Annotated in this window: 24 protein-coding genes and 5 pseudogenes; 18 read left to right on the top strand and 11 right to left on the bottom strand. The window is 39.8% G+C overall.

All coding sequences use genetic code 11. The features are described from left to right. The first annotated feature begins 5 nt into the window (after positions 1 to 5). Together thiE and DX522_RS04445 are read left to right on the top strand one after the other, a co-directional pair. The gene (gene thiE / locus DX522_RS04450; RefSeq protein WP_115179966.1) at positions 6 to 683 is read left to right on the top strand and encodes a thiamine phosphate synthase; all 678 of its coding nucleotides are present in this window, start codon (positions 6 to 8) and stop codon (positions 681 to 683) included. Further along, complete coding sequence (locus DX522_RS04445; protein ID WP_262054283.1) at positions 680 to 1984, top strand: MFS transporter; 1305 nt, start codon at positions 680 to 682, stop codon at positions 1982 to 1984. Before thiE ends, DX522_RS04445 begins: the two co-directional genes overlap by 4 nt. A gap of 123 nt (positions 1985 to 2107) precedes the next feature. On the opposite strand, the pseudogene DX522_RS12050 reads toward DX522_RS04445, so the two are convergent. Together DX522_RS12050 and DX522_RS04440 are read right to left on the bottom strand one after the other, a co-directional pair. Continuing rightward, positions 2108 to 2800 (bottom strand): annotated as a pseudogene (locus DX522_RS12050) (penicillin-binding protein 1A); the annotation flags it as partial. A gap of 75 nt (positions 2801 to 2875) precedes the next feature. Further along, positions 2876 to 4726: pseudogene (locus DX522_RS04440) on the bottom strand (penicillin-binding protein 1A); the annotation flags it as partial. 99 nt (positions 4727 to 4825) lie between these two features. On the opposite strand from DX522_RS04440, the gene DX522_RS11465 reads away from it, so the two are divergent. The 7 genes from DX522_RS11465 (at position 4826) to nfuA (ending at position 9886) form a co-directional block, all read left to right on the top strand. After that, a complete protein-coding gene (locus DX522_RS11465) occupies positions 4826 to 5668 on the top strand; it encodes a competence protein ComA (RefSeq protein WP_151197595.1) in 843 nt (280 codons plus the stop codon). Then, complete coding sequence (locus tag DX522_RS04430) at positions 5661 to 6173, top strand: competence protein ComB (RefSeq protein ID WP_115179963.1); 513 nt, start codon at positions 5661 to 5663, stop codon at positions 6171 to 6173. The genes DX522_RS11465 and DX522_RS04430 overlap by 8 nt, the downstream gene beginning before the upstream one ends. After that, positions 6170 to 6712 carry a competence protein ComC gene (locus DX522_RS04425; protein ID WP_115179962.1) on the top strand — a complete coding sequence of 181 codons (543 nt, stop codon included), beginning with the start codon at positions 6170 to 6172 and terminating at the stop codon, positions 6710 to 6712. The genes DX522_RS04430 and DX522_RS04425 overlap by 4 nt, the downstream gene beginning before the upstream one ends. Next, a complete protein-coding gene (locus DX522_RS04420) occupies positions 6712 to 7095 on the top strand; it encodes a pilus assembly protein PilP (protein WP_115179961.1) in 384 nt (127 codons plus the stop codon). Before DX522_RS04425 ends, DX522_RS04420 begins: the two co-directional genes overlap by 1 nt. Before the next feature lies 1 nt (position 7096). Beyond that, on the top strand, positions 7097 to 8479 hold the full coding sequence (locus DX522_RS04415; RefSeq protein ID WP_115179960.1) for a type IV pilus secretin PilQ: 1383 nt from the start codon (positions 7097 to 7099) through the stop codon (positions 8477 to 8479). 19 nt (positions 8480 to 8498) lie between these two features. Continuing rightward, a complete protein-coding gene (locus tag DX522_RS04410; protein WP_115179959.1) occupies positions 8499 to 9188 on the top strand; it encodes an amidophosphoribosyltransferase in 690 nt (229 codons plus the stop codon). A gap of 113 nt (positions 9189 to 9301) precedes the next feature. Beyond that, positions 9302 to 9886, top strand: a complete 585-nt coding sequence (nfuA, locus tag DX522_RS04405) for a Fe-S biogenesis protein NfuA (RefSeq protein ID WP_115179958.1) — start codon at positions 9302 to 9304, stop codon at positions 9884 to 9886. Between the two features lie 41 nt (positions 9887 to 9927). Here nfuA and DX522_RS04400 read toward each other — a convergent pair whose 3' ends face one another. Then, positions 9928 to 11457 (bottom strand): YifB family Mg chelatase-like AAA ATPase, encoded by a 1530-nt coding sequence (locus DX522_RS04400; RefSeq protein WP_115179957.1) that lies wholly within the window; start codon positions 11455 to 11457, stop codon positions 9928 to 9930. A gap of 130 nt (positions 11458 to 11587) precedes the next feature. Next, positions 11588 to 12201: pseudogene (gene yihA / locus DX522_RS04395) on the bottom strand (ribosome biogenesis GTP-binding protein YihA/YsxC). Between the two features lie 114 nt (positions 12202 to 12315). Here yihA and DX522_RS04390 point away from each other — a divergent pair. The 4 genes and pseudogenes from DX522_RS04390 to DX522_RS04375 all read left to right on the top strand — a co-directional run. After that, the gene (locus DX522_RS04390) at positions 12316 to 13185 is read left to right on the top strand and encodes a VirK/YbjX family protein (RefSeq protein ID WP_115180885.1); all 870 of its coding nucleotides are present in this window, start codon (positions 12316 to 12318) and stop codon (positions 13183 to 13185) included. A 78-nt stretch (positions 13186 to 13263) separates the two neighbouring features. After that, complete coding sequence (locus DX522_RS04385) at positions 13264 to 13617, top strand: helix-turn-helix domain-containing protein (RefSeq protein ID WP_115179956.1); 354 nt, start codon at positions 13264 to 13266, stop codon at positions 13615 to 13617. Positions 13618 to 13712: 95 nt separating this feature from the next. Continuing rightward, positions 13713 to 13847: pseudogene (locus DX522_RS12045) on the top strand (IS3 family transposase); the annotation flags it as partial. Positions 13848 to 13880: 33 nt separating this feature from the next. After that, positions 13881 to 14422, top strand: a pseudogene (locus DX522_RS04375) (IS3 family transposase); the annotation flags it as partial. Positions 14423 to 14468: 46 nt separating this feature from the next. Here DX522_RS04375 and oppF read toward each other — a convergent pair. The 5 genes from oppF to DX522_RS04350 all read right to left on the bottom strand — a co-directional run bounded on the left by oppF (position 14469) and on the right by DX522_RS04350 (position 20016). Then, on the bottom strand, positions 14469 to 15467 hold the full coding sequence (gene oppF / locus DX522_RS04370; RefSeq protein ID WP_115179953.1) for a murein tripeptide/oligopeptide ABC transporter ATP binding protein OppF: 999 nt from the start codon (positions 15465 to 15467) through the stop codon (positions 14469 to 14471). Beyond that, positions 15464 to 16435, bottom strand: coding sequence for an ABC transporter ATP-binding protein (locus DX522_RS04365; RefSeq protein WP_115179952.1), 972 nt, complete (start codon positions 16433 to 16435; stop codon positions 15464 to 15466). The genes oppF and DX522_RS04365 overlap by 4 nt, the downstream gene beginning before the upstream one ends. Before the next feature lie 9 nt (positions 16436 to 16444). After that, positions 16445 to 17380: an oligopeptide ABC transporter permease OppC gene (oppC, locus tag DX522_RS04360; protein ID WP_005651799.1), complete on the bottom strand. Its 936-nt coding sequence runs from the start codon at positions 17378 to 17380 to the stop codon at positions 16445 to 16447. Positions 17381 to 17389: 9 nt separating this feature from the next. Further along, positions 17390 to 18310, bottom strand: a complete 921-nt coding sequence (gene oppB / locus DX522_RS04355) for an oligopeptide ABC transporter permease OppB (RefSeq protein ID WP_014064666.1) — start codon at positions 18308 to 18310, stop codon at positions 17390 to 17392. Positions 18311 to 18390: 80 nt separating this feature from the next. Next, positions 18391 to 20016 carry an ABC transporter substrate-binding protein gene (locus DX522_RS04350; RefSeq protein ID WP_115179951.1) on the bottom strand — a complete coding sequence of 542 codons (1626 nt, stop codon included), beginning with the start codon at positions 20014 to 20016 and terminating at the stop codon, positions 18391 to 18393. 292 nt (positions 20017 to 20308) lie between these two features. On the opposite strand from DX522_RS04350, the gene tal reads away from it, so the two are divergent. Next, complete coding sequence (gene tal, locus DX522_RS04345; protein ID WP_115179950.1) at positions 20309 to 21262, top strand: transaldolase; 954 nt, start codon at positions 20309 to 20311, stop codon at positions 21260 to 21262. Positions 21263 to 21317: 55 nt separating this feature from the next. Here the strand turns inward: tal and DX522_RS04340 are convergent, their stop codons facing one another. Together DX522_RS04340 and DX522_RS04335 are read right to left on the bottom strand one after the other, a co-directional pair. Beyond that, positions 21318 to 22136, bottom strand: a complete 819-nt coding sequence (locus DX522_RS04340) for an IS3 family transposase (RefSeq protein WP_262054282.1) — start codon at positions 22134 to 22136, stop codon at positions 21318 to 21320. Beyond that, the gene (locus tag DX522_RS04335) at positions 22124 to 22477 is read right to left on the bottom strand and encodes a helix-turn-helix domain-containing protein (RefSeq protein WP_115179948.1); all 354 of its coding nucleotides are present in this window, start codon (positions 22475 to 22477) and stop codon (positions 22124 to 22126) included. The genes DX522_RS04340 and DX522_RS04335 overlap by 13 nt, the downstream gene beginning before the upstream one ends. 231 nt (positions 22478 to 22708) lie before the next feature. Here DX522_RS04335 and DX522_RS04330 point away from each other — a divergent pair, with 231 nt between their 5' ends. From DX522_RS04330 to rplL, 4 genes are all read left to right on the top strand, one after another. Beyond that, positions 22709 to 23455, top strand: a complete 747-nt coding sequence (locus DX522_RS04330) for a VacJ family lipoprotein (protein ID WP_115179947.1) — start codon at positions 22709 to 22711, stop codon at positions 23453 to 23455. An 83-nt stretch (positions 23456 to 23538) separates the two neighbouring features. Beyond that, entirely contained in the window at positions 23539 to 23928 is a 390-nt protein-coding gene (locus tag DX522_RS04325) for a RidA family protein (RefSeq protein ID WP_115179946.1), read from the top strand. Between the two features lie 312 nt (positions 23929 to 24240). After that, complete coding sequence (gene rplJ / locus DX522_RS04320) at positions 24241 to 24732, top strand: 50S ribosomal protein L10 (protein ID WP_115179945.1); 492 nt, start codon at positions 24241 to 24243, stop codon at positions 24730 to 24732. A gap of 54 nt (positions 24733 to 24786) precedes the next feature. Next, complete coding sequence (gene rplL / locus DX522_RS04315; protein ID WP_115179944.1) at positions 24787 to 25158, top strand: 50S ribosomal protein L7/L12; 372 nt, start codon at positions 24787 to 24789, stop codon at positions 25156 to 25158. Positions 25159 to 25288: the final 130 nt, after the last annotated feature.

The raw sequence follows: 25288 nt of genomic DNA, 5'->3' as shown, positions 1-25288 counted from the left end.
GAAAGATGAAAAATATTCAAGAAATTTTACCGCTCTATTTTGTAGCGGGCACGCAAGATTGCCGACATTTAGGTGAGAATCCGGCAGAAAACTTGCTCTTTGTACTAAAACAAGCTTTAGAAGGTGGCATTACCTGTTTTCAATTTCGCGATAAAGGCAAATTCTCATTAGAAAATTCGCCAATGGAACAACGTTCTTTAGCCATTAGCTGTCAAGATTTATGTCGTCAATATAATGTGCCATTTATTGTCGATGATAACGTTGATTTAGCTTTAGAAATTGAAGCAGATGGTATTCACATTGGACAAAGTGATACGCCCGTCAAAACGATTCGAGTAAGAACCAATAAACCACTCATTATTGGTTGGTCAGTCAACCGTTTAGACGAAGCCAAAATCGGAGAGGAATTATCTGAAATTGATTATTTCGGTATTGGTCCAATTTTTCCGACTCAGTCAAAAGAAAATCCTAAACCTACTCTAGGAATGACGTTTATTCAAACCTTGAGAAAAGCAGGTATCACAAAACCACTTGTAGCTATTGGCGGAGTAAAATTAGAGCATGTAAAAACTTTACGAAAATACGGCGCAGATGGTATCGCGGTAATAACCGCAATCAGTCAAGCCAAAGATATAAAGGCAAGCACCAAAGCATTAAAGGAGGCAAGCGGATGCAACCACTGAATAAGCCAAATAGTTTGAAACGTGTAGCAATGGCAACAATGATTGGCACCGCTATTGAATATTTCGATAACTATATTTATGCCATGGCTGCGGTGCTCGTTTTCAATCATCAATTTTTCTACGCAGCTGACCCACTTTCGGGCCAAATTGCTGCACTTTCTACACTAGCACTGACTTTTATTGCTCGTCCTCTGGGGGCGGTATTATTCGGACATTTTGGCGATCGCTTAGGAAGAAAAAATACCTTTGTTATGAGCCTGTTAGTAATGGGAATCTCAACCGTAGTGATCGGCTTATTACCGACTTACGACAGTGTCGGAATATGGGCAACCATCTTACTTTGCTTGTGTCGTATCGGTCAAGGCATTGGTTTAGGTGGCGAATGGGGCGGCGCTGCATTAGTGGCAATCGAAAATGCACCTGAAGGAAAACGTGGTTGGTATGGCACTTTTCCACAATTAGGCGCTCCTCTAGGATTACTACTTGCCAATGGTGTCTTTTTACTCATTACCGCGCTTTTTGGACAAGCAGCAATGAGTGACTGGGCATGGCGAATTCCATTTCTTTCCTCTTTTGTATTAGTTGCCATTGGGTTGTATGTTCGATTAAAACTTACGGAAGCACCAATATTTATTGCCGCACTTAACAAGCCTAAACCTAAAACTTTACCGATGATGGAAGTGATCGTTACTCATTTCAAACCATTCTTTTTAGGCATGTTGATCTGCATTGCAGGTTATGTGCTCTTTTATATTATGATCGCTTTCAGCCAAATTTATGCAAAATCTGCCCCAACCGTATCAGAAGCTGGCTATGCAATGGGATTAGGTTTTTCACCACAAATTTTTACTGTTTTATTAATGTTTAGTGCCGTTTCACTCGCCATTACTATTACAATTTCGGGCAAATATATAGATAAAGTAGGACGAAGAATTTGGTTAATTTGGACGACTGTTGGCGTTGCTCTTTTTGGCTTAGTCTTACCGTATTTTCTAGAAAATGGAACAACTGTGAGTTTGTTTTGGTTCTTAATCATTGGAATGGGATTAATTGGTATGGGTTATGGCCCCCTTGCGAGTTTCTTACCAGAATTATTTCCTACACATGCTCGTTATTCCGGTGCATCGTTGACCTACAATATTTCAGGCTTATTCGGTGCCAGTGTAGCAGCAATTATTGCGTTACCACTAAATGCAAATTATGGCTTAAAAGGTGTTGGAATTTACTTAACCTTAAATGCTGTATTGAGTTTAATTGGGTTATGGTTTATTACGGAAACAAGAGATAGGCAACTGCTCTAGATAAATTTATCAAACTTAAAATTTCACTAATATTGAAAATATTTTGAGTAAAAGAATGCCTTTCACAAATTGAGATCGGAAAGGCATTTAAAATTAACTACACTTTTAGTATTTTAATCAGTACTAGAATAATTCTTCTGGTTGCGTTGCTGGAATGGCATCTTTAGTTTTACCTGTTCCACCGTTTAGACGTTGTTGTAACTCTGGTGGAACATAATAACCACGCTCTTGCATTTCCGCAATGTAAGTACGTTTAGGCTCAGTACCGACGATAAAGTATTCTTTTCGACCACCACCTTCAGAAAGTAAACCAGAGTTACTATCAATGGTTTTTTCCATGATGTTTGGTGGAAGTGTGAGTTGACGTTCTGGTACATCAGAAAGTGCAGCTTTCATATAAGCAACCCAGGCAGGCATTGCGGTTTTCGCACCCGCTTCACCTTTACCTAATACGCGTTTGTTATCATCGAAACCGACATAGGTCGTTGTCACTAAGTTAGCACCAAAGCCCGCATACCAAGCAACTTTTGCACTATTCGTGGTACCGGTTTTACCGCCGATGTCACTACGCTTAATGCTTTGAGCAATACGCCAGCTGGTACCTTTCCAACTAAGTCCTTGCTCACCATAAATCGCCGTATTTAATGCACTACGAATTAAGAAGGCTAATTCACCACTAATCACACGAGGGGCGTACTCTTGTTTTGCCGCACCGTCTTTCGCATCCGCCATTAAATCAACAGAACCGTCATTTAATGCTGATGTTTGAAGCTCTGGCAAGTCTAGTACATTCTCAGGTTGCTGATCACCCTCACCTTCATCTGTATCGGTGTTGCTATTACCTTTAGCAGATTTTAGATTGTCAGGGTTAGCCACTTCTGCGACATCTTTAAAACCATCAATTTTATCTTTGGTTTCACCATAAATAACAGGAATGTCGTTACAGGTGATACAAGCAATTTTCGGATTAGCAATAAATAAATCTTTACCCGTGTTATCTTGAATTTTTTCGATAAGGTAAGGATCAATTAAGAAACCACCATTATCAAATACCGCGTAAGCACGCGCCATTTCAAGCGGCGTGAAAGACGCTGCACCTAATGCAAGTGCTTCACTGGCAAAATATTGGTCACGTTTGAATCCAAAACGTTGTAAGAAGTCAGCTGTAAAGCCAACACCTGCGGTTTGTAGGGCTCGGATGGCAATCATGTTTTTAGATTGACCTAAACCCACACGTAAACGCATTGGACCGTCATAACGATCAGGTGAGTTTTTCGGCTGCCACAAAGGTTGTCCTGGTTTTTGAATGGAGATAGGACTGTCTTGTAATACGCTTGAAAGCGTTAAACCTTTCTCTAATGCAGCTGCATAGATAAATGGTTTAATCGAAGAACCGACTTGCACTAAAGATTGGGTTGCTCGGTTAAATTTACTTTGTTCGTAGCTAAAACCACCCACCATGGCTTCAATTGCACCATTATCTGAGTTTAATGAAACTAATGCAGAGTTAGCTGCTGGAATTTGGCCTAACACCCACTCACCGTTATCACGTTTACGAATCCAAATCTGTTCGCCCACTTTAACGGGGGATTTACCTGCCCAACGCATTGCGTTTGAAGATAGCGTCATCGTTTCATTATTAGCTAAAAGTAATTCTGCACCATTTTTACCCAATGCGGTTACCGCCGCTGGAATAAAAGGTTCTGAATCAGGTAATTTTTTCAAGAAAGCGACAATACGCTCGTTGTCCCATACGGCTTCACCTTTTTTCCATAGAGGCGCGCCACCACGCCAGCCATGACGCATATCATAATCGATCAGGTTATTACGTACGGCTTTTTGTGCTTCTGCTTGATCTTTTGACAGTACAGTTGTGAAGACTTTATAACCTTTGGTGTAAGCATCTTCCTCACCAAAACGTTTTACCATTTCTTGACGAACCATTTCAGTCACATAGTCTGCACGGAATTCAAATTTTGCACCGTGATAACTCGCTACGATTGGCTCTTTGATGGCTGCATCATATTCTGCTTTGGTGATTTTGTTTTCATCCAACATACGACCTAATACCACATTACGGCGTTCTTCCGCACGTTTTGGTGAATACAATGGGTTCATTGTTGAAGGTGCTTTTGGTAAGCCTGCAATCACAGCCATTTCAGAGAGCGTTAATTCATCTAAGTTTTTACCAAAGTAGGTTTGTGCAGCGGCTGCGACACCATAAGAACGATAGCCTAAGAAAATTTTATTCAAATAAAGCTCTAAAATTTCTTGTTTGCTTAGAGCATTTTCGATTTCTACCGCTAATACCGCTTCACGTGCTTTACGAATAATGGTTTTTTCCGGGGTTAAGAAGAAGTTACGTGCAAGCTGTTGCGTAATGGTACTTGCCCCTTGAGATGCACCACCATTGTTGACAGCAACAAAAATCGCACGAGCAATACCGACAGGGTCTAAACCGTGATGGTCATAAAAACGGCTATCTTCCGTCGCTAAGAAAGCATCTTGCAGACGCTGAGGTACATTTTCTAATTTCACTGGAATACGGCGTTGTTCACCGACTTCACCGATCAATTTGCCATCAGCCGTATAAATTTGCATCGGTTGTTGTAACTCGACGGTTTTTAGGCTTTCTACCGATGGTAAGGAGGATTTTAAGTGAAAATACAGTACACCACCGGCGACTAACCCCAGTATACATATCGTAAATAGGGTACTTAATATTAATTTTGCGATCCGCATCGTAAAATTCTCTCTGGTTTAATGAATATTCAAAAAATCAAAATTATGATTTTGGCTGCTAAGTATAAAAGATTAATCCCTTAAAGAATAGGAAAGAATATGGGAATTGCTCATAGAAAGCAGCGAAAACAACAAATTGGTGTGAGTAAACAACAAGATAACCTCTATTTTGTTTGGCTAGATGAATTCAACAAAGTTCAATCTATTTGCTTGAATGGACGACAAAAGGATATTTTTTCTCAGTTATTACCTCATTTACCGCAAAAAACAAACCAATGTTGTTTTATCGGTGCTATTTCACCCCATTTAACTTGGTCTAAAACGCTTATTTTACCGCAAACACTCAATGTTCAGGAGTGTGAACAACAATGTCGTTTTATTTTGCAAAAAGAATTACCGATTCCTTTGGATGAATTATGGTTTGATTATCTGACCACGCCATTAAAACAAGGTTTTCGTTTGGATATCACGGCTATTCGACAAGAAAGCGCCAATGCAGAATTAGCAAAATATCTACCGTTAAAATTGACCGCACTTGATTTACTGAATCACAGTATTTTACGCGCATTTTATGCCATTTTAGGTCAAGAGCCGACTAACGCCTTATTTTTATATCAAGATCAACAAGGATGTCTCGCCGTTTGTGAACGCTTACAACAACGACAAGTCTTGCAATCTCAAGGTGATTTATCCGAACTTTATCAACAATTTATCCAACGCTTTCCCGAAACGATAGAACAGGTTTATGTGTATCAAACGCCCGATATGTTGAATTCACATACAATCGAATTACAGCCTAAAGATTGGCAGCGTATTGAAACAGATTTCCCTTTTATTGCTTTAGGTAATGCACTGTGGCAAACCGATTTAAAGCTAGTGGAGTTATCTTTAAAACCTCCCGCACTTTTGCCTTTAGTTAATCGGGAGAGTGGTGATGTTTAGCCTTAATTTATTGCCTTGGCGCTTAGAACAACATCAAAAGGCCTTTCGTCGTTTTATGTGTCAAGGTTTAATTTGGCTAGCTTGTTCAGTTTTGATTGTCATTGGATTGAACCAACTTAATGAACAACAAGGGCAAGCCCTAAGTCAGACAAAAGAAAAACTGACACAAATAACTCATCAAGTCCATCAGAAACGCATTCAAGTTCAACAACTACAACATGATTTGAAAGAAATGAATGAGCTGACGGAAATGGATACAGAATATGTGTATCGCCTGCTTAATTTATTAACTGAGTTCCCATTACAACAGGGCGAGTTAGATGAATTTACGCTCAATGCGAAGCAAGTTGTCCTTTCAGGCGCGACAGAAAGCCAACAAGAGTTTGAGGAGATACATCAATTTCTCAAACGTCATTTTACAGAGGTTAACTTAACTAAGTTTCAGCCAGTGCAACATCAGTTATTTTTTCAATTTGATATTCAGTTATCGGAGTCTGTGCAATGAGGAACTTTATCAATGAGCTTGTTCAAAAAAGTGTACAAAGTTGGTTTGGGAGATGGCTTCGATTACCTCAAATGGTCCATGCCGCCTTTTGGTTGAGTGCATTAAGTGCGGTCATCTTTTTACCTGTTTTTCGTTACGTTGAAAAGAGTAATGAACGACATCGACTTGACGCAGAATTGAGTTTGCAGCAGCAAGAGTGGGATAAACAGGAAAAGATTTTACAAACCTTAAGACAAAAGTCAGACAGCCGACAACTTTCTCCAGAATTAGCTAATTCTGTATTGCCGATTAATCAGCATGTACAGGCGTTGTTAAATGGGCGACTTCGATCGTTGGATTTACGTTGGGATTTTTCTCAACATACTTTGTTGCATTTATCATTGCAAGGCTATTTTGTCGATTTACAGCAATTTGTGATCGCACTTTTAAACGATGTTCCTACACTTTCTTTAACGCAATTAAACATTGAGAAATTAGATGAAGAGGAAAATGCTTCTATTACATGTGAGTTAATTTTCCAACTAAATAAGGACAAATAATGAAAAAACTTTTCTTAATCTTGATAGCGTTTTTTTCTGTATCAGCATTTTCACAAGATCCTTTTGATCGTAAACAAAGAGAACAAACCGAATATTCAAAAGAGGGGCTCACCCTACCGCCGGTGTCGGCTTGCGTGTATTCGGAGCCGAGACTGGCGGAGGAACGCCCATTGGTTCAGCTACACATTGTGGGAGTCGTGCAATATGGTAAACAGGCAGAAGTGTTATTTAATGATGATGGGCATATTCTGTCTGTTCAAGTCGGGCAGAGGATTGGAAAAGAAGGCTATTTAGTCGAAAAAGTGAGTAAAAACAGCGTGACGCTTCAAAGTTATAAAGCAGGGCAATGTGAACAAACGACCTCAATCATAATGAGATTTTAAAATGATAAAGCAGAAAATAAAAACAAAGTGCGGTCAGTTTTTAATGTGTTTTTTGATCCTATGGACGACCTACTCAGCGGCAGAGAATCGCGTATTTTCACTTCGCTTAAAACAAGCTCCCATGGTGGCGACACTACAGCAACTTGCTCTTGAGCAAAATACTAATTTAATGATTGATGATGAATTAGAGGGAACGCTTTCATTGCAATTGGATAATGTAGATTTTGATCGTTTATTGCGTTCTGTAGCAAAAATCAAAGGGCTCTCTTTTTATCAAGAAAATGGTATTTATTATTTGGGTAAGCCTTCTCAACATGAGCAATATGCAGAGAAAATGACAGAACCTATGGCAATTAGCGGAGAAAGTTTGCCTAGTGAAACACCACTTGTGAGTACAACGGTTAAACTGCATTTTGCCAAGGCCTCTGATGTGATGAAATCTTTAACAACTGGTAGTGGTTCTTTGCTTTCACCTAGCGGCACAATTACCTTTGATGACCGAAGCAATGTATTACTGATTCAGGATGATGCACGTTCTATAAAAAATATCAAAAAATTAATCGCAGAGTTGGATAAACCCATTGAACAAATCGTGATTGAAGCACGTATTGTGACGATTACAGATGAAAGCCTAAAAGAATTAGGTGTGCGTTGGGGCATTTTTAATCCTACTGAGGCAGCCCATCGAGTGGGTGGCAGCTTAGATGCGAATGGCTTTAGTAATATCAGTAATAATTTAAACGTGAATTTTGCGACAACGGTCACGCCAGCTGGCTCATTAGCGCTTCAAGTGGCTAAAATTAATGGTCGATTATTAGACTTAGAATTGACTGCACTTGAACGTGAAAATAACGTGGAGATCATTGCGAGTCCTCGCTTACTTACGACCAACAAGAAAAGTGCAAGCATCAAACAAGGGACAGAAATTCCTTATGTGGTGACAAATGGGAAAAATGATACACAGTCAGTGGAGTTTCGCGAGGCTGTCTTAGGATTAGAAGTCACGCCGCATATTTCGAAGGATAATAATATTCTATTGGATTTATTAGTCAGTCAAAATTCTCCGGGAAATCGCGTGGCTTACGGACAAAATGAAGTGGTATCCATTGATAAACAAGAAATTAATACGCAAGTGTTTGCCAAAGATGGCGAAACGATTGTATTGGGTGGTGTATTCCACGATACGATCACGAAAGGTGTCGATAAAGTACCATTATTGGGTGATATTCCAGGTATTAAGCGTCTATTTAGTAAGGAAAGTGAACGACATCAAAAACGAGAACTCGTAATTTTTGTGACCCCTCATATTTTAAAACAAGGTGAAAGAATGGAAATGGCTAAGAAAGAAAAGCATTTTAAGCAAGCAGAAAAAGCAAAAAAATAAAGTGCGGTCAATTTCTCTTATGTTTTCCCATTTTTTTCAGTTTAGCTGTGTGCATTGCAAGCGATCTATTTATCTTGGTCGAAATGGATTGTGTAGTCGATGTCAGAAGCAAATTAAAACTTTCCCTTATTGTGGTCGATGTGGTTCACCCTTGCAGCATTATGCAATGGGCTGTGGACATTGTTTGAAAAATGAACCCGCTTGGGATCGTATTGTGATTATTGGGCATTACCTCGAACCGATTTCTTCACTTATTCATCGTTTTAAATTCCAAAAACAGTTTTGGTTAGATTGCAGTTTATCGCGTTTGCTTTATCTCGCGGTGCGAGAGGCGAGACGAACGCATGGGCTCTCGTTGCCTCAGGCGATTATTCCAGTGCCGCTATATCATTTTCGACAATGGTATCGGGGGTATAATCAGGCTGATTTATTGGCTAATTGGTTAAGTTGTTGGTGTGATGTGCCTAACTGTCATCATGTGGTGAAACGGATTAAACATACCCATACTCAGCGAGGTTTAACGGCGAAAGATCGGCGACAAAACCTTAAAAATGCTTTTACAGTGGATACCGAAAAGCCCTTCCCTTATGAATGCGTTGCTTTGGTGGATGATGTGATTACAACTGGTTCAACGTTAGCAGAGATAGCCAAACAACTTCGAAAATTAGGTGTAAAAGAAATTCAAGTATGGGGTTTAGCGAGAGCCTAAATTTTTAAAGATAGGATTTATCTATATCTATAAAAATAGGAATAAATGTAGAAAAAATTGCCGTATAGGAGTATCATTCTTGATATATTGCATCAAGTATTAGGACTTTATTTATGGAACAAATTTTTATTTCAGATGCTGCACAAGCACATTTTCGGAAACTTTTAGATACACAAGAAGAAGGTACAAATATTCGTATTTTTGTCGTGAATCCGGGGACACCTGGAGCAGAATGTGGCGTATCTTATTGCCCGCTAAATTCAGTTGAAGCGACTGATACTGAAATGAAGTACGATACGTTCTCTGCATTTGTAGATGAAATTAGTTTACCGTTTTTAGAAGATGCAGAAATTGATTATGTAACCGAAGAGCTTGGCGCTCAGCTTACTTTAAAAGCACCTAACGCAAAAATGCGTAAAGTTGCAGATGATGCGCCTTTAATTGAGCGCGTAGAGTACGTGATCCAAACACAAATTAACCCACAATTAGCCAGCCATGGCGGTAAAATCACGCTAATTGAAATTACCGATGATGGTTATGCTGTTCTACAATTTGGTGGTGGCTGTAATGGTTGCTCGATGGTTGATGTAACCTTAAAAGATGGGGTAGAGAAACAGTTAGTTTCGCTCTTCCCAAATGAATTAAAAGGTGCAAGAGACGTAACCGAACACCAACGCGGTGAACATTCTTATTATTAAGAATAGAAGAAAAAAGGGCGAATTATTCGCCCTTTTATTTTTTAAGTGATAGATAATTTCTGTAACAACCGATCCATGGCTCTATACCCTAGCGCTTCTGCTAAATGAGATTGTTGTATTTCTTTTTCGTCATTTAAATCAGCAATCGTGCGTGAGACTTTTAAAATCCGATGATAGGCTCTTACTGAAAGTCCAAGCTTATTGAGTGCATTTTCAAGGAATAGCGCGTCTTTATCTTGTAATTTACAGTCTCGTTCAATTTCTTTGCTTGAAAGATACGCATTGATTTTACCGGCTCGAGCAAGTTGAATTTCCCTCACTTTTAAGACTTTTTCTCGTACTTGTTGGCTTGTCTCACCTCTATCCCCTGTATTCTGTAAGCTACCTTGTGGCAGAAGAGGTACTTCAATAGATAAATCAAAGCGATCTAAAAATGGCCCTGAAAGTCGGTTTAAATAACGCATCACTTGCTGCGGCGAGGTTCGATTATGTGTTCCAGTGTAATGCCCGGTTGGACTTGGATTCATCGCCGCAACTAATTGAAAGCGAGCAGGAAATTGGATTTTAGCATTGGCACGCGAAATAATAATTTCTCCACTTTCTAATGGTTGACGAAGTGCATCAAGCACTTTACGCTCAAACTCAGGTAATTCATCAAGAAAAAGTACGCCGTTATGTGCGAGCGATATTTCGCCTGGTTTTGGAATGGTTCCCCCACCTACTAAGGCCGGTAATGAGGCACTATGATGTGGCGCTCGAAACGGACGTTGTTTCCAGTTATGAAAATTTAATTCATTTTGTACTAAGCTCGTAACCGAAGCGGTTTCAATGGCTTCTAAATCGGTCATTTCAGGTAGCAATGCAGTAAGACGACTTGCCAACATTGTTTTACCCGTCCCAGGTGGCCCTAAAAAGAGTAGGTTGTGCTGACCTGCTGCCGCTATCGTTAGTGCTCGTTTAGCATGTTGCTGACCAATAATATCGGTCAAATCTAAGTGATTTTTAACTGAAAATCCGACCGCACTTTCTTGTGTGAGTAATGAGGCCAAAGGTAATTTTTCTTGATTATTTAAGAATTGTACGACTTCCAAAAGGTTTTTAGCGAAATAAGTTTCTTGTTCTGAGACAAGTGAAGCTTCATTGGCATTTTGATAAGTGATAATGGGGGCTCGTTTCGCTTTTTGTGCTGCTAAAATGGCGGGAATCACGCCGTGTACGCCACGTAATTCACCTGTTAATGCGAGCTCGCCAACGAATTCAAACTGTTTTAAACGGCTACCATCAAGTTGATCTGATGCGGCTAAAATACCGATTGCAATAGGTAAATCAAATCGTCCCCCTTCTTTGGGTAAATCGGCTGGTGCAAGGTTAACGGTGATGCGTTTAGCAGGATATTTGAACCGGGCATTCATTAATGCACTTCTGACACGATCTTGTGCTTCTTTCACTGTTTTTTCAGGTAGACCAACTAAGGTAAATCCAGGCTTTCCGTTACTTAAGTGTACCTCAATGGTAACAAGAGGGGCTTGTACCCCCATTGATGCACGGCTATAAACAATGGCAAGAGACATTCAGATTCCTTAAAGTGCGGTCAAAAATAATCAGATTTTCGCACTATAAAAAAAGCACAGAATGAAATCATGCATCCTGTACTTTTTTTTGCGATCTTGATCGCAGAAATTACTTTTTCTTGATAAAAAACTACACGAAAAGTGGCGCAAACCAACTATCTAACTTGGCAGCCAATTTATCAATGCCAATTTTGTTTTGTGCAGAAAAGGCTTCGACTTGAATATCACCTTGGAAGGGTAAAATGGCTTCACGTACCATTTTGACTTGTTTGCTACGCGCACTTTGACTGAGTTTATCCGCTTTAGTTAAAAGTAACATAACCGGTAAATCAGCAGAAACAGCCCATTCGATCATTTGTTGGTCGAGATCTTTTAAAGGATGGCGAATATCCATTAAAACAACAAGCCCGCCTAAACATTCGCGTTTTTGCAAATATTCCCGAGGGATTTTTGCCATTCGATTTTCATTTTCTCAGGAACAGCAGCATAACCATAGCCGGGTAAGTCTACCAGTTTACAATTCGGCTCTACTTCAAAAAGGTTGATGAGCTGTGTACGACCAGGTGTTTTAGAGGTTCGAGCTAAGCTTTTTTGATTGGTTAATGCATTAAGTGCGGTTGATTTTCCAGCATTTGAGCGTCCTGCAAAAGCAATTTCAATCCCTGTATCTTCTGGGATAGAACGAATATTTGGGGCGCTCGTAAGAAAATGTGTTTTATGATAATTCAGTTTAATTTCAGACATAATAGTTCCTTTCATCAATTGACCTTAGCATATCACAAATAGAAAAATTGCTGAAATTATGAGAGAATGCGCACTTTAAATCATTTAAAATATCTTTTAATTATACCAATACCTATGGAATCTCAAGAAAATCAATATCGTTGGACAAAAGCTGAGGCTGTTTATCCCGATCGCCCTGGGCGTTCTTATGCGCTTAAGCGTTTACGTTATCGTCTTCGCGCTTTTTTACACCGTGGATTAATTGCTCAATTTGAGCAATTTATTAACCAGCATCCTTTTCTTGTGACGTTATTAAATGAACATGCAGATTATAGTTATCCATTAGTTTATCGCTTTTTAGATAAACGTTTTAACAGCAAACAGCGTTTTCAAGCTATCTGTGAGAATCTACTTTTTTTACCTGAAAAATTGACCGCACTTTCAGCACCTATTTATAAAACACCATTAAGTTTTGGTGAAGTGATTCCTGATTTTGAAATGACATTGTCGATGACCACACACCAACCGATGGAAGGTTATTGGGTGCTGGAGTTATGGCATAAACCACGTGATGAATTAGTATATTTGCTTACTTTTGCCAAACTTGATGAGGCGTTGCTTATTTCTGTGGTGCAGGGACCCAATTTTGAAGGTTCTAAAGAGATGGTAAAGCAACTCACAAAAACTTGTTATGGTTTGCGCCCTGCTTATTTGATGGTGGAAACAATGAAAGCATTGACGAAAGCGTTGGGTTTCGAGACATTATTGGGCATACCACAAAAATATCAAAATAAATCGCGTTTTATTCAAAGTTCTCATTATGTTGTAGATTATGATGCGATTTTTGCTGAATCAGGTGGACAGTTGAAAGATTATTGGGAATTACCTTTAGAAATAGATAGAAATCTTGATGAGGTACCGAGTAAGAAACGTTCTATGTATCGCAAGCGTTATGCGATGTTAGATGATTTGGCTAAAGTAATTGAAGAAAAATTAGAATTGTAAAAGTAGAAAGTGCGGTGAATTTTGATCTGCACCCAAAAAGTTGGACTCAACAACCAACAATTGAGGTGCAGATTTTTTATGGGTAAACACTACACAATCGAATTTAAATTACAGGCTCTCCAACCTATTTTGAATGAGAAAATGAGTATTAGAGAAGCAGCTCGTTTTTACAATGTTCCTTCCAGCGCCCTAGTCGGGACATGGTTGAAACGGTTTGAAAAAAGTGGCATAAAAGGACTGATTCCCCGTAAACCATCAGGACGACCGCTGATGAAACTCAAATATGCAAAAATGCCACCGCCACCCAAAACAGAAGAAGACCGTTTACGCCTGAGAATTTTACAGCTTGAAGCGGAGGTGGCCTACCTAAAGGAGTTGAGAAGGCTCAGACTTCAGGACGAAGCCGAGCAACGGAAATTATCCAAAGGTTAAGAACATGCTATCCGTTAAAATGGCTTTTAGGCTTTGCACAGTTAGCGCGTAGTACGTTTTTTGCGAAACTTCAGATTAAACCGGATAAGGATGAGTTGTTGAAAAAGGCCATTAAACGCATCAAAGCCAATCATCCTGATTATGGCTACCGACGTGTTCATGCCTGTTTACCAGACGTAAATCATAAAAAAGTCCAACGCTTAATGCAGACACTTGGGCTTCAAGTGCGGTCAAGAAAAAGCAAGAAATTTACGACCTATCGAGGCACGATAGGGGTGATTGCACCGAATCATCTTGAGCGAGATTTTAGTGCAACGGCCCGAAACAAAAATGGGTGACCGATATCACCGAGTTTAAGGCGAAAGATGGGAGTAAAGTCTATTTATCTCCAATTTTAGAGTTATTTAACAATGAGATAGTCTCCTATAATCTCAGCTATTCCCCAAACTGGGCGCAAGTAGAGGACATGTTAATGCAAGCCGTCAAAGGATTAAATAAAGCTTGTGGTGTCATTTTACATTCAGACCAGGGATGGCAATATCAAATGGTAGCTTATCGTCGAATTTTAGCTGAAAATGGCATCATTCAAAGTATGTCGAGAAAAGGGAATTGCTTGGATAATGCCGCAATAGAAAGTTTCTTTGGACGATTAAAAACAGAATGTTTTTATGGTCGGGAATTTAACAGTAGAGAGGAGATAGTTGATGCCGTCAGAGATTATTTGGATTACTATAACCACCGACGGATTCAACTAAAATTAAAAGGACTGAGTCCGATACAATATCGAAAACAATCCTTTAAATGACAGTCTAACTTTTTGGGGGCAGATCATTTTAACCGCACTTTTTGTTTTATAAGACTTTTAAACAAGCCACAAAATGGCTGTTGTTTTGGCTGGTGAAAGGTGGTTTTTGTTTCGCACAATTTTCATCAGCTTTCAGGCAGCGAGTACGAAATACGCAACCTGATGGCGGATTAATTGGGGAAGGCAAATCACCTTCAAGCAATTCGATGGATTTATTGCGTTCCAATTTTGGATCGGGAATCGGAACTGCAGACATTAAGGCTTTGGTATAAGGATGTTTAGTGTTGTTATAAACTTCCTCATCGCTGCCTAATTCCATAGCATTGCCTAAATACATGACTAATACGCGGTCAGAAATGTGTTTTACCACCGCTAAGTCATGGGCGATGAAAATTAAGGAAAGCCCCATTTCTTTTTGTAGGGATTTCAATAAATTCACTACTTGTGCCTGAATGGACACGTCCAACGCAGAAACAGGTTCATCACAAATGATCATTTTCGGCTCAATGATTAACGCGCGAGCAATGCCGATACGCTGACATTGGCCACCAGAAAACTCATGCGGATAGCGGTTAATCAAGTTTGGTAAAAGCCCGACTTTCAACATCATAGCTTGCACTTGTTCTTTCACTTCAGCGGCGCTTAAGTGCGGTTGGTAGATCTTTAATGGCTCAGCAATGATTTCGCCAATATTCATGCGCGGATTGAGAGAGGCGAGCGGATCTTGGAAAATCATTTGGATATCTTTACGCGTTTCTTTCCATTGTTTCGCTGATTGTTTTCGCAAATTTTTACCAAGCCACAAGATTTCCCCTTCACTCGCTTCGACTAAACCGATAATAGCGCGTGCAAGTGTGGATTTACCGCAACCAGATTCACCCACTACGCCGAGGGTTTCACCTGCGTAAAGTTTAAAAGAGACATCCTTCACCGCTTTTAAGGTTTGCGGTTTTGCAAAGAAAAGGGATTTATCATTTTTAATTTTAAAACTGACGCCTAAGTGATTGACTTCAAGGAGTAATTCTTTGTTGTTTGAGACTGTCATAGGTTAAATTTCTCCGCGGGTAACCAACAATTGCGTAATTGACCATGATTAAATGTGGTCAGTTTTGGCGCAGTTTGGCATTGTTCGGTAGCAAATTGGCAACGAGGTGAGAACGGACAACCTTTTGGCAAATGCAATAAATTCGGTGGATTGCCTGGAATGGTTACCAAGTGTTCTTCATTGCCGTCTAAGCGAGGAATCGCATCCATTAAGCCAATGGAATAAGGATGAGTCGGATGATAGAAAATTTGTTCCGCTGTGCCGTATTCCATGGTTCGCCCAGCATACATCACCATGACTTGATCGCAGATACCTGCCACCACACCTAAATCGTGAGTGATCATAATAATTGCAGTATTAAATTCACGTTTTAACTCATTTAACAAGGTCATGATTTGCGCTTGAACCGTCACGTCCAAAGCGGTTGTTGGTTCGTCAGCAATGAGTAGTTTTGGACGACACAATAAGGCCATTGCAATCATCACCCGTTGACGCATACCACCCGAAAATTCATGAGGATACATACCCATGCGTTTTTTTGCTTCTGGCATTTTAACTGCATCTAACATTTTCACGGATTCGGCAAAGGCAGTTTGTTTATCATAGCCCTTATGCAATTGCAGCACTTCCATGAGTTGTTCACCGATTTTCATGTATGGGTTGAGTGATGTCATGGGATCTTGGAAAATCATGGAAATTTGCTCGGCGCGAATTTTATTCAACTCAGCATTCGGTAAATTAACTAATTCTTTACCTTCAAAAATGGCAGAGCCGTCCACTTCACCGTTGGCTGCCAATAAACCCATTAAAGCAAAGGCTGTTTGTGACTTGCCTGAACCACTTTCGCCTACGATGCCCAGCGTGCTTCCTGCATTCAGCGTGAAGTTTAAGTCATTCACTGCTGTGACGATGCCATCTGGTGTTTTGAAGCGAACGTAGAGATTTTTTACATCTAATAAAGGATGCATTATTCGCTCCTATCTATCTTTCGGATCGAGTGCATCACGCAACCCGTCACCGATAAAGTTAAAACAAAATAGGGTAAGGCAAAGGAAAAATGCCGGGAAAATTAATAACCAAGGCGAGACTTCCATTTGCGCAGCACCATCACTTAATAGTGCGCCCCAACTACTCATCGGCTCTTGTGTACCTAATCCTAAGAAACTTAAGAATGATTCGAATAGAATGAGCCCCGGCACTTCAAGTGAGGCATATACTGCCACTAAGCCCAATACATTCGGAATAATGTGTTTCAAAATGATTTGGCGACGAGGTACGCCACAAACAATCGCGGCTTCGACGAATTCTTTATTTTTTAGGCTGAGGGTTTGTCCGCGTACGATACGTGCAAGACCAAGCCAAGCAATGGCACCGATTGCGATAAAAATTAAGAAAATGTTTTGGCCAAAAAGAGTCACCAACAAAATCACGAAAAACATAAATGGAAATGAGCTGAGAATCTCTAAAAAGCGCATCATTAACATATCTGTTTTACCGCCTACATAACCGGAAATCGCTCCATAAATTGTGCCGATAGTGACGGAAATGAAAGCACCAGCAATACCGACCAATAATGAAATACGTCCACCGATAGCAGTGCGTACCAACAAGTCTCGACCCGAGGCATCGGTACCGAAGAAGTGATAGCCTTCCATTGTTGGTGCAGCGCTCATCATATTCCAATCGGTATCTTCGTAGGTAAATGGGAAGAACCAAGGCGCTACGGTAATAAATATAATAATAAATGCCAAAATAATTAGACTGGCAACAGCTGCTTTGTTGCGGAAAAAACGGCGTTTCGCATCTTGCCATAGGCTGCGGCCTTCCAGTTGCATTTCTTCAATACGGTCAGCCACTTGTTCCACAAAATCCGCATTTTTCTGATTAATCGGCTGAGTACGATAATCTGTCATAATTTATCCTTAATAACGAATTTTTGGATCGATGATAGCGTATAAAATATCCACAATCGCATTAAATAAAATGGTTAATGTCCCCACTAAAATGGTGAGGCTCAAAACTAAAGAATAATCGCGGTTCAATGCGCCGTTTACAAATAATAACCCCATGCCAGGTAAACCAAATACACTTTCGATCACCATTGAGCCAGTAATAATGCCTACGAAAGCGGGTCCTAAATAGGTAATCACGGGTAAAAGAGCAGGGCGTAAAGCATGTTTTAAAATGATTCTTGAGGTTGAAAGCCCTTTGGCTTTAGCGGTACGAATAAAGTTGGAATGCAACACTTCAATCATGGAGCCACGCATGATACGCGCAATCCCTGCAACATAAGCAATAGTTAAGGAAGCTACAGGTAAAATAATATACATGGCTGAACCGCCATTCCACCCACCAGCGGGTAACCAACCCAAATAAATGGCGAAAATCAGCACCAAGACTGGTGCGAAGACAAAGCTTGGCATTATGACCCCAAGCATCGAGAAACTCATCAAAATATAATCCCAGCGGCTATTTTGATTGAGAGCGGCGAGTGTACCTGCTGTTACCCCTAACACAACTGCAAAGGCGAAGGCCACCATTCCCAATTTTATGGAAACAGGGAAAGCTGACGCGATTAAATCATTGACTGATTGGTCTTTATATTTAAAAGAGGGACCAAAATCGCCTTTGGAAAGATTTTCTAAATAAAGGAAATATTGTTTATATAATGGTTCATTTAAATGATACTTCGCTTCGATATTAGCCATGACTTCTGGCGGATAAGCACGTTCAGAGGTGAACGGGCTGCCAGGGGCGAGACGCATCAAAAAGAAAGAAAAAGTAATCAAAATAAACAGCGTCGGCAATGCCTCCAACAGCCGTTTAAAAATAAACTTGAGCATAACAACTCCAACCAAAATGGGCGAAAAGTGCGGTCAAAAAACGCGACGATTTTTAACCGCACTTAAATACTAGCAACGAATTAATGTTTAATAATATAAAGGTTGCGTAAGTAGATGTGATCTTGCGGATCTTTGCCTGAATAACCTTTTACGTAAGGTTTCACTAAGCGTGGATTCACATAGTTAAAGATTGGTACGATACCGTAATCTTTTGCAAGAATTTCTTCGGCTTTCGCATAAGCTTTTGCACGACCTTCTGCATCCGTTGCTACGTAAGATTCTGCAATCGCTTTATCATATTCTGGATTCGCATATTTCGCGGTATTGTTACTCGAATTAGATAAGAAATAGTTGCCGAATGTTGTGGCTTGGTTGTAATCCGCATTCCATCCTGCACGTGCCGCATCGTAACGACCTGCACGACGGCTATCAATGTAAGTTTTCCACTCTTGGTTTTCTAATTTCACATCAATCAAGCCTTTGGTGTTTGCTTTCCACATAGATGCTGCAGCAATAGCCACTTTTTTGTGGTTTTCATTGGTATTGTAAAGAATGCTGAATTTTAACGGATTCGCTTTGCTGTAACCGGCTTCTTCTAAGAGTTTGATGGCTTCTTCATTACGTTGTGCCATTGATTCTTTTGAATAAGCAGGTTGTTGAATAAGATGACCTTCTTCGATGTAAGTCGGCGTAAACACATAGGTTGGTGTTTGACCTTGACCTAAAACTTTATCGGTGATCACATTACGGTCAAGGGATAAGTTCAATGCTTTACGAACATTCACGTTATCAAAAGGCGCTTTCTTATTGTTTAATTCATAAGAATAGGTTGCAAGAGTACGTGTCGTGAATACTTCGTCAGGCAATTCTTTTTGCAATTTAGCAAACTGTTCTGGTGGTAAGGCGTAGCTCGTCATATCTAAATCGCCCGCACGATAACGCGCTACATCGGTACTTGGGTTCTCAATAGCGAGGAATGTCGCACTATTGATTACAGTTTCTTTATCATTCCAATAAAGTGGGTTACGTTCAAATTCAATTTTTTCGTTAATGATGTGGTTAGCGAGCTTATACGCACCGTTACCCACGTAGTTTTCTTTTTTCACCCATGCATCACCCAATTTTTCGACTACTTTTTGTGGTAATGGCAATAAGGATTGGTGAGTCGTTAAACTAACCGCATAAGGCACAGGATTGGTTGCATGAACCACAAAGGTGTAATCATCTTTTGCTTCCACGCCTAATTCAGCCGGTTTTTTCTTACCGTCAATAATGTCTTGCGCATTTTCTACTTGTAAATAGCTTAAGTAGCTTGCGTAAGGTGCAGCAGTTGCAGGATCCACTAAACGACGCCAAGCAAACACGAAATCGTGCGCGGTAACAGGATCACCGTTTGACCATTTTGCATCTTTACGCAAATGGAATGTCCAGGTTTTGAAGTCAGGTGTATTTTCCCAGCTTTCAGCCACACCTGGTTGAAGTTTACCTTCAGAGTCTGAGGTGACTAAGCCTTCAAGTAATTGATAAGCAACGTTAGATTCTGGCACACCTTCGGTTTTTTGTGGGTCAAAACTTTGTGGTTCAGCCCCGTTATTGATGACGATATGTTGTTTTTCATCTAATTGAGTTCCCTCAGGTACTATAACTGCTTGCGCAGAATAGGAAAGAGCAAGAGCGATTGCTGAGAAGAGTAGTTTGTGTTGCATTTGAGCCTCCTTGTCATTAGGCGATATTTTTATAAAGAGTCCTTTTCTTACTAGCTCAAAATTTCATTTTTGTAAAGATTTGTGAGGTAATTATTTAAAGAAAAGTAACGTTTTGTGATTTATATCTAATAAATCTCGAAAAGATTGCTAAAAGTGATGGTATGAGAGGAGAAATCTAGAATGCATTGGTTTTCCCTATCGTAAATATTTTCTTGGACGAATTATCTTTTTAAAGCTAATTATGCTATCGTAAGACAGTCGAATTCAAACAAATCCATTCAAGGAGAATATAATGACAACACAGTTAGATTCACTTCGTAATATGACCGTCGTCGTGGCTGATACTGGCGATATTGATGCAATTAAAAAATACCAACCGCAAGATGCAACAACAAACCCATCTTTAATTTTAAGTGCTTCAGCATTACCACAATATGCACCATTAATTGATGAAGCGATTGCTTATGCAAAAGCCCAAAGTGCGGATAAAGCACAACAATTAATTGATGCAGAAGATAAATTAGCGGTAAACATCGGTTTAGAAATTTTAAAAATTGTCCCAGGACGTATTTCAACTGAAGTGGATGCGCGCCTTTCTTACGATACCCAAGCAACTGTTGAAAAAGCACGTAAACTTACCGCACTTTATAATGCTGCAGGTATTTCAAATGATCGTATTTTGATCAAAATTGCTTCAACATGGCAAGGTATTCGTGCGGCAGAAATTCTTGAAAAAGAAGGGATTAACTGTAACTTAACCTTATTATTCTCCGAAGCGCAGGCTCGTGCATGTGCTGAAGCGGGTGTTTACTTAATTTCACCATTCGTCGGTCGTATTTTAGACTGGTACAAAGCAAATACCGATAAAAAAGAATATGCTCCGGCAGAAGATCCAGGTGTCATTTCGGTAACCAAAATTTATAACTACTACAAAGAATATGGTTATAAAACGGTGGTGATGGGCGCAAGTTTCCGTAATGTGGGTGAAATTATTGAATTAGCAGGTTGTGACCGTTTAACTATTGCTCCTGCTTTACTTAAAGAATTACAAGAAAACACAACTCCACTTGTGCGTAAATTAGAGTACAAAGGTGAAGTAAAAGCGAAACCTCAACCGTTAACTGAAGCAGAGTTTTATTGGCAACATAACAGCGATGCGATGGCTGTTGAAAAATTAGCAGATGGTATTCGCAAATTTGCAGTTGACCAAGAGAAATTAGAAGCAATGCTTTCAGAAAAACTTTAATTTAATAGATAAAAAAGTGCGGTTAGGAATGATCTGACCCCAAAAAGTTAGACTGCTATTTAAAGGATTGTTTTCGATATTGTATCGGACTCAGTCCTTTTAATTTTAGTTGAATCCGTCGATGATTATAGTAATCCAAATAATCTCTGACAGCATCAACTATCTCTTCTTTTGTTTTAAATTCCCGACCATAAAAACATTCCGTTTTTAATCGCCCAAAGAAACTTTCCATTGCGGCGTTATCTAAGCAATTTCCTTTTCTCGACATACTTTGAATGATGCCATATTCAGCCAAGATTCGACGATAAGCTAGCATTTGATATTGCCATCCCTGGTCTGAATGCAAAATGATACCACAAGCTTTATTTAATCCTTTGACGGCTTGCATTAACATGTCCTCTACTTGCGCCCAGTTTGGGGAATAGCTGAGATTATAGGAGACTATCTCATTGTTAAATAAGTCTAAAATTGGGGATAAATAGACTTTACTCCCATCTTTCGTCTTAAACTCTGTGATATCGGTCACCCATTTTTGTTTCGGGGCCGTTGCACTAAAATCGCGTTCAAGATGATTCGGTGCAATCACCCCTATCGTGCCTCGATAGGTCGTCAATTTCTTGCTTTTTCTTGACTGCACTTGAAGCCCAAGTGTCTGCATTAAACGTTGAACTTTTTTATGATTCACGCCTGGCAAGCTGGCATGAACTCGTCGGTAGCCATAATCAGGATGATTGGCTTTGATGCGTTTAATGGCCTTTTTCAGCTGCTCATCCTTATCCGGTTTAATCTGAAGTTTAGCAAAAAACGTACTACGCGCTAACTGTGCAAAACCTAAAAGCCATTTTAACGGATAGCGTGTTCTTAACCTTTGGATAATTTCCGTTGCTCGGCTTCGTCCTGAAGTCTGAGCCTTCTCAACTCCTTTAGGTAGGCCACCTCCGCTTCAAGTTGTAAAATTCTCAGGCGTAAACGGTCTTCTTCAGTTTTGGGTGGCGGTGGCATTTTTGCATATTTGGGTTTCATCGGCGGTCTTCCTGATGGTTTACGGGGAATCAGTCCTTTTATGCCACTTTTTTCAAACCGTTTCAACCATGTCCCGACTAGGGCGTTGGAAGGAATATTGTAAAAACGCGCGGCTTCTCTAATACTCATTTTCCCATTCAAAATAGGTTGAAGAACCTGTAATTTAAATTCGATTGCGTAGTGTTTACCCATAAAAAATCTGCACCTCAATTGTTGGTTTGTTGAGTCCAACTTTTGGGGTGCAGATCAGAATAACCGCATTTTTTGTTTATGCTGGGAACAAAAGTGATTTTTTGAAAACTAAAAAATACGATTTCAATAATGGCTAATAGAAAGAGTAATCCAAAGGCTGAAATAAATTCTTTTGTAGTTATCTTTCAAGTTGGTTAGAATAAAGACAATTTTTTGTAATAGGAAAGTGGAATGAAAAAATCACCTTTACTTGCGGTAGGCTTAATGATAACGGCTGTTTTAACAGGTTGTGCAACCAAAGCTGATGGTGAACGCAATGATAAATTAGAAGGTTTTAACCGTACGATGTTTGATTTTAACTATAAAGTCATGGATCGCTATGTGTTGGAACCGGCAGCAAAAGGCTGGCGTGATTACGTGCCGACACCGGTCACAAAGGGTTTATCCAATGTGGCAAATAACTTGGATGAGCCGGTGAGCTTTGTTAACCGTTTATTAGAAGGTGAGCCGAAAAAAGCCTTTGTTCACTTCAACCGTTTTTGGATTAACTCAACCTTTGGTATTGGTGGCTTATTTGACTTTGCAAGTGCAAGTAAAGAATTGCAAGTTTATGATCAACGTAGCTTTGGGGAAACATTGGGCACCTATGGTGTAGATGCGGGCACTTATATTGTATTGCCAATTTATAATGCGACGACACCTCGTCAATTAACGGGTGCAGTGGTCGATGCGGCTTATACTTATCCGTTCTGGAATTGGGTAGGTGGTCCGTGGTCACTTGTGAAATACGGTGTACAAGCGGTAGATAAACGCTCGAAAACATTGGACCAAACCGAGTTGCTAAATCAAGCACAAGATCCTTATGTTACCTTCCGCGAAGCTTATTATCAGAATTTAGAATTTAAAGTAAATGATGGCAAAGTGAAAGAAGGTTCTCAGAAAGAACTCTCTGATGATGTATTAAAAGAGATTGATTAAGAATACTTATATAAGTAATTAAGACACTTATATGGTAGGATAGCAAGCGTGTTTATACGTCAAGATTATTAAAGGAGAATATCATGACTAAAATCATTCATACAGAAAAAGCCCCAGCAGCAATTGGCCCTTATGTTCAAGCGGTAGATTTAGGTAATTTAGTTTTAACATCTGGACAAATTCCCGTTAATCCGGCGAATGGTGAAGTGCCGAAAGATATTGTGGCACAAGCGCGTCAATCTTTAGAGAATGTGAAAGCGATTATTGAACAAGCGGGTTTGACCGTGGGCGATATTGTGAAAACTACTGTGTTTGTGAAAGATCTGAATGATTTTGCCGCAGTAAATACAGAGTACGAGAAGTTCTTTAAAGAAAATAATCATCCTAACTTCCCTGCACGTTCTTGTGTAGAAGTTGCTCGCTTACCAAAAGATGTTGGCTTAGAAATCGAGGCAATTGCGGTAAGAAAATAATAGGAAAGAGCGGTCAAAATCTGCAGATTTTTTCTACAATAGACTTTACAAGAGCGAGATTAATCACTATAATCTTGCTCCTAAATTACGCTTAGCGTAAAATTTCTGGTTGGTGCTTGACCTATTCAAGCCCCGTCCAAGACCGTAGGGAATGGTTAGCAATAATCGTCTTAATAATCCTACGTAGATGGTGAACAGAATAAGAATATTTCTTGCTTCTGGGCACCGAAGTCGTCCTAGTCTGAAAGATAACTCTTTCGATGAGGTAAATTAATTCCGAGAAATCGGAGTGTATTCAGGAGCTAAAAGCCAATGGCATTAAATCTTCAAGACAAACAAGCAATTGTTGCTGAAGTAAATGAAGCAGCCAAAGGTGCACTTTCAGCAGTAATCGCGGACTCTCGCGGTGTAACTGTTGATAAAATGACTGAATTACGTAAAGCAGCTCGTGAAGCTGGTGTAACAATGCGCGTTGTTCGTAATACTTTATTACGTCGTGCGGTTGAAGGCACTGATTTCGAATGCTTACAAGATACGTTTGTAGGTCCAACACTTATCGCGTTCTCTAACGAACACCCGGGCGCAGCAGCTCGTTTGTTCAAAGAGTTTGCTAAAGCAAACGATAAGTTTGAAATTAAAGGTGCAGCCTTTGAAGGTAAAATCCAAGATGTTGAATTCTTGGCAACATTACCAACTTACGAAGAAGCGATTGCACGTTTAATGGGCACAATGAAAGAAGCTGCAGCAGGCAAACTTGCTCGCACCTTCGCGGCATTACGCGACAAATTACAAGAAGCAGCTTAATCATTAAGTGTTTCTTACTTCATCTAACTTTATTTATTTTAGGAATTGATTGTTATGTCATTAACTAACGAACAAATCATTGAAGCGATTGCTTCAAAAACTGTAACTGAAATCGTTGAATTAATCGCAGCGATGGAAGAAAAATTCGGTGTTTCAGCAGCGGCAGCAGTAGCAGCAGCTCCAGCAGCAGGCGGCGCAGCGGCAGCAGAAGAAAAAACTGAATTCGACGTAGTTCTTGCTGAAGCTGGTGCTAACAAAGTAGCAGTTATCAAAGCAGTACGTGGTGCAACTGGTTTAGGCTTAAAAGAAGCTAAAGACTTAGTTGAATCTGCTCCAGCTAACTTAAAAGAAGGCGTTTCTAAAGAAGAAGCTGAAGCACTTAAGAAAGAATTAGAAGAAGCTGGCGCAAAAGTAGAAATCAAATAATTTTTGATTCACTTATGTCCTGTTTCTCAGGCTTAATGGCTGGTGGTTTACCATCAGCCATTTTGTGCTATCAAAAACAGCACAAAAAACAGATAGGCATTTTCCGTTTAATGGTATCTGTTTCCACTTA

Origin of the sequence: Haemophilus parainfluenzae, assembly GCF_900450995.1 — a bacterium.
GTDB lineage: Bacteria > Pseudomonadota > Gammaproteobacteria > Enterobacterales > Pasteurellaceae > Haemophilus_D > Haemophilus_D parainfluenzae_O.
Note: the sequence above shows the minus strand (reverse complement) of the source record. Positions and strands in the feature narration are given on the sequence as shown.

Excerpts from the sequence above, each read along its gene's own strand:
- thiE (WP_115179966.1), top strand. The coding sequence starts at position 6 with ATGAAAAATATTCAAGAAATTTTACCGCTCTATTTTGTAGCGGGCACG.
- DX522_RS11465 (WP_151197595.1), top strand. The coding sequence starts at position 4,826 with ATGGGAATTGCTCATAGAAAGCAGCGAAAACAACAAATTGGTGTGAGT.
- DX522_RS04430 (WP_115179963.1), top strand. The coding sequence starts at position 5,661 with ATGTTTAGCCTTAATTTATTGCCTTGGCGCTTAGAACAACATCAAAAG.
- DX522_RS04425 (WP_115179962.1), top strand. The coding sequence starts at position 6,170 with ATGAGGAACTTTATCAATGAGCTTGTTCAAAAAAGTGTACAAAGTTGG.
- DX522_RS04420 (WP_115179961.1), top strand. The coding sequence starts at position 6,712 with ATGAAAAAACTTTTCTTAATCTTGATAGCGTTTTTTTCTGTATCAGCA.
- DX522_RS04415 (WP_115179960.1), top strand. The coding sequence starts at position 7,097 with ATGATAAAGCAGAAAATAAAAACAAAGTGCGGTCAGTTTTTAATGTGT.
- DX522_RS04410 (WP_115179959.1), top strand. The coding sequence starts at position 8,499 with ATGTTTTCCCATTTTTTTCAGTTTAGCTGTGTGCATTGCAAGCGATCT.
- nfuA (WP_115179958.1), top strand. The coding sequence starts at position 9,302 with ATGGAACAAATTTTTATTTCAGATGCTGCACAAGCACATTTTCGGAAA.
- DX522_RS04400 (WP_115179957.1), bottom strand. The coding sequence starts at position 11,457 with ATGTCTCTTGCCATTGTTTATAGCCGTGCATCAATGGGGGTACAAGCC.
- DX522_RS04390 (WP_115180885.1), top strand. The coding sequence starts at position 12,316 with ATGGAATCTCAAGAAAATCAATATCGTTGGACAAAAGCTGAGGCTGTT.
- DX522_RS04385 (WP_115179956.1), top strand. The coding sequence starts at position 13,264 with ATGGGTAAACACTACACAATCGAATTTAAATTACAGGCTCTCCAACCT.
- oppF (WP_115179953.1), bottom strand. The coding sequence starts at position 15,467 with ATGACAGTCTCAAACAACAAAGAATTACTCCTTGAAGTCAATCACTTA.
- DX522_RS04365 (WP_115179952.1), bottom strand. The coding sequence starts at position 16,435 with ATGCATCCTTTATTAGATGTAAAAAATCTCTACGTTCGCTTCAAAACA.
- oppC (WP_005651799.1), bottom strand. The coding sequence starts at position 17,380 with ATGACAGATTATCGTACTCAGCCGATTAATCAGAAAAATGCGGATTTT.
- oppB (WP_014064666.1), bottom strand. The coding sequence starts at position 18,310 with ATGCTCAAGTTTATTTTTAAACGGCTGTTGGAGGCATTGCCGACGCTG.
- DX522_RS04350 (WP_115179951.1), bottom strand. The coding sequence starts at position 20,016 with ATGCAACACAAACTACTCTTCTCAGCAATCGCTCTTGCTCTTTCCTAT.
- tal (WP_115179950.1), top strand. The coding sequence starts at position 20,309 with ATGACAACACAGTTAGATTCACTTCGTAATATGACCGTCGTCGTGGCT.
- DX522_RS04335 (WP_115179948.1), bottom strand. The coding sequence starts at position 22,477 with ATGGGTAAACACTACGCAATCGAATTTAAATTACAGGTTCTTCAACCT.
- DX522_RS04330 (WP_115179947.1), top strand. The coding sequence starts at position 22,709 with ATGAAAAAATCACCTTTACTTGCGGTAGGCTTAATGATAACGGCTGTT.
- DX522_RS04325 (WP_115179946.1), top strand. The coding sequence starts at position 23,539 with ATGACTAAAATCATTCATACAGAAAAAGCCCCAGCAGCAATTGGCCCT.
- rplJ (WP_115179945.1), top strand. The coding sequence starts at position 24,241 with ATGGCATTAAATCTTCAAGACAAACAAGCAATTGTTGCTGAAGTAAAT.
- rplL (WP_115179944.1), top strand. The coding sequence starts at position 24,787 with ATGTCATTAACTAACGAACAAATCATTGAAGCGATTGCTTCAAAAACT.